The 2,965-nt window shown below is 51.1% G+C and carries 2 tRNA genes and 2 rRNA genes; all 4 read left to right on the top strand.

Features of this window, described 5'->3' with window-relative positions:
* The first annotated feature begins 464 nt into the window (after positions 1-464).
* A 16S ribosomal RNA gene (locus QTI33_RS34975) occupies positions 465-1,999 on the top strand.
* Positions 2,000-2,071: 72 nt separating this feature from the next.
* Positions 2,072-2,148 (top strand) — tRNA-Ile (locus QTI33_RS34970).
* Positions 2,149-2,196: 48 nt separating this feature from the next.
* Positions 2,197-2,272: transfer RNA gene (locus QTI33_RS34965), tRNA-Ala, on the top strand.
* A gap of 335 nt (positions 2,273-2,607) precedes the next feature.
* A 23S ribosomal RNA gene (locus QTI33_RS34960) occupies positions 2,608-2,965 on the top strand; the annotation flags it as partial.

Below are 2,965 nucleotides of genomic sequence, written 5' to 3'. Positions count from 1 at the left end.
TGTCATAATCGAAGGCTCCGCTCAAAACGACGGTGACGAAGCAGCTTCCGGGTTGCGAGTTGTTCGAAGTGAGCGGCGGGAAAGAAAAAGCCTCTCGAGGTTGACGAAGTTGAAAAAACTGTGTCATAATCGAAGGCTCCGCAGAAAACGCAGACTGCAGCGGCTTCCAAGTGAAGCGGTTGTGAGAAGCGAAAGAAAGCGAAAAAAGTTTGCCGGTTCTTAAAAAACCGTGTCATAATCGAAGGCTCCGCTGATCGCAGCGAAGCAAACAAAACAAGAGATTGTTTTGACGGATCGTTAAAAATATACAGCCGATAAGCGTGGGCGTTTGAGGCGAATGGCTAAGTTCTTCGGAACAAAGTCTTCAAGACTTTAAACGCTCATGAGAATAGAAGTGAAGTTCACTTCAATTTCTTTTTTTATGAGTTTTGCTTGACCGCGAGGTCAGGCGCAAAATCAAGATCGAACTATAGAGTTTGATCCTGGCTCAGATTGAACGCTGGCGGCATGCCTTACACATGCAAGTCGAACGGCAGCGCGGGAGCAATCCTGGCGGCGAGTGGCGAACGGGTGAGTAATACATCGGAACGTGCCCAATCGTGGGGGATAACGCAGCGAAAGCTGTGCTAATACCGCATAAGATCTACGGATGAAAGCAGGGGATCGCAAGACCTTGCGCGAATGGAGCGGCCGATGGCAGATTAGGTAGTTGGTGAGGTAAAGGCTCACCAAGCCTTCGATCTGTAGCTGGTCTGAGAGGACGACCAGCCACACTGGGACTGAGACACGGCCCAGACTCCTACGGGAGGCAGCAGTGGGGAATTTTGGACAATGGGCGCAAGCCTGATCCAGCCATGCCGCGTGCAGGATGAAGGCCTTCGGGTTGTAAACTGCTTTTGTACGGAACGAAAAGGTTCTTTCTAATAAAGAGAGCTCATGACGGTACCGTAAGAATAAGCACCGGCTAACTACGTGCCAGCAGCCGCGGTAATACGTAGGGTGCAAGCGTTAATCGGAATTACTGGGCGTAAAGCGTGCGCAGGCGGTTATGTAAGACAGTTGTGAAATCCCCGGGCTCAACCTGGGAACTGCATCTGTGACTGCATAGCTAGAGTACGGTAGAGGGGGATGGAATTCCGCGTGTAGCAGTGAAATGCGTAGATATGCGGAGGAACACCGATGGCGAAGGCAATCCCCTGGACCTGTACTGACGCTCATGCACGAAAGCGTGGGGAGCAAACAGGATTAGATACCCTGGTAGTCCACGCCCTAAACGATGTCAACTGGTTGTTGGGTCTTCACTGACTCAGTAACGAAGCTAACGCGTGAAGTTGACCGCCTGGGGAGTACGGCCGCAAGGTTGAAACTCAAAGGAATTGACGGGGACCCGCACAAGCGGTGGATGATGTGGTTTAATTCGATGCAACGCGAAAAACCTTACCCACCTTTGACATGTACGGAATTTGCCAGAGATGGCTTAGTGCTCGAAAGAGAACCGTAACACAGGTGCTGCATGGCTGTCGTCAGCTCGTGTCGTGAGATGTTGGGTTAAGTCCCGCAACGAGCGCAACCCTTGTCATTAGTTGCTACATTCAGTTGGGCACTCTAGTGAGACTGCCGGTGACAAACCGGAGGAAGGTGGGGATGACGTCAAGTCCTCATGGCCCTTATAGGTGGGGCTACACACGTCATACAATGGCTGGTACAAAGGGTTGCCAACCCGCGAGGGGGAGCTAATCCCATAAAACCAGTCGTAGTCCGGATCGCAGTCTGCAACTCGACTGCGTGAAGTCGGAATCGCTAGTAATCGTGGATCAGAATGTCACGGTGAATACGTTCCCGGGTCTTGTACACACCGCCCGTCACACCATGGGAGCGGGTTCTGCCAGAAGTAGTTAGCCTAACCGCAAGGAGGGCGATTACCACGGCAGGGTTCGTGACTGGGGTGAAGTCGTAACAAGGTAGCCGTATCGGAAGGTGCGGCTGGATCACCTCCTTTCTGGAAATACAAAGCTGTTCAAGTTGAACGCCCACACTTATCGGTTGTTGGAAGATGTCGAAACATCGACATGGGTCTGTAGCTCAGCTGGTTAGAGCACCGTCTTGATAAGGCGGGGGTCGTTGGTTCGAGCCCAACTAGACCCACCAAATTCTTCCGATGGTCATGATGCTCCAGGGCGTCAGATATGAGGACCCGGGGGATTAGCTCAGCTGGGAGAGCACCTGCTTTGCAAGCAGGGGGTCGTCGGTTCGATCCCGTCATCCTCCACCAATCTTCGAGTCCTTCGGGGCTGCAACACGATACTTATAGTCAACACCAAAGCTGCTTTGCAAGAGGCATCTTTGTTGTTGATCGAGATCTCTCGGTCAATCGGCTGTTCTTTAAAAATTCATAGAGTCGAATTAGCGTCGCTGGTGGAAACTGCACATTCGTAAAGGTTTAGTGCAGACCGTGCCATCAGCGACATGAATTTTTGATTGCGTCAATTATGAACTTCAATTTCGAATCAAATCGAAAGTATGAAGTACGGCATAACGCGACAGGTGAGAGACCTGTCAATTCCTTGATGTGATTTTGGTTTCTGTGAAGAAACGTCAAAGTTATAGGGTCAAGTGAATAAGAGCACGTGGTGGATGCCTTGGCGATGATAGGCGACGAAGGACGTGATAGCCTGCGATAAGCTTCGGGGAGCTGGCAAATTAGCTTTGATCCGGAGATTTCCGAATGGGGAAACCCACCTGCAAAGGTATCGCATGCTGAATACATAGGCATGCGAGGCGAACCGGGTGAACTGAAACATCTCAGTAGCTCGAGGAAAAGACATCAACCGAGATTCCGAAAGTAGTGGCGAGCGAAATCGGAAGAGCCTGTTAGTGATAGCACAAGACTTAACGGAACAGTTTGGAAAGACTGGCCATAGCGGGTGATAGCCCCGTACGTGAAAAGACCTGTGTGGTACTGAGC

The sequence above is a fragment of the Variovorax davisae genome (assembly GCF_030316845.1).
GTDB lineage: Bacteria > Pseudomonadota > Gammaproteobacteria > Burkholderiales > Burkholderiaceae_C > Variovorax > Variovorax davisae.
This window is presented reverse-complemented; position numbering and strand designations above follow the sequence as displayed.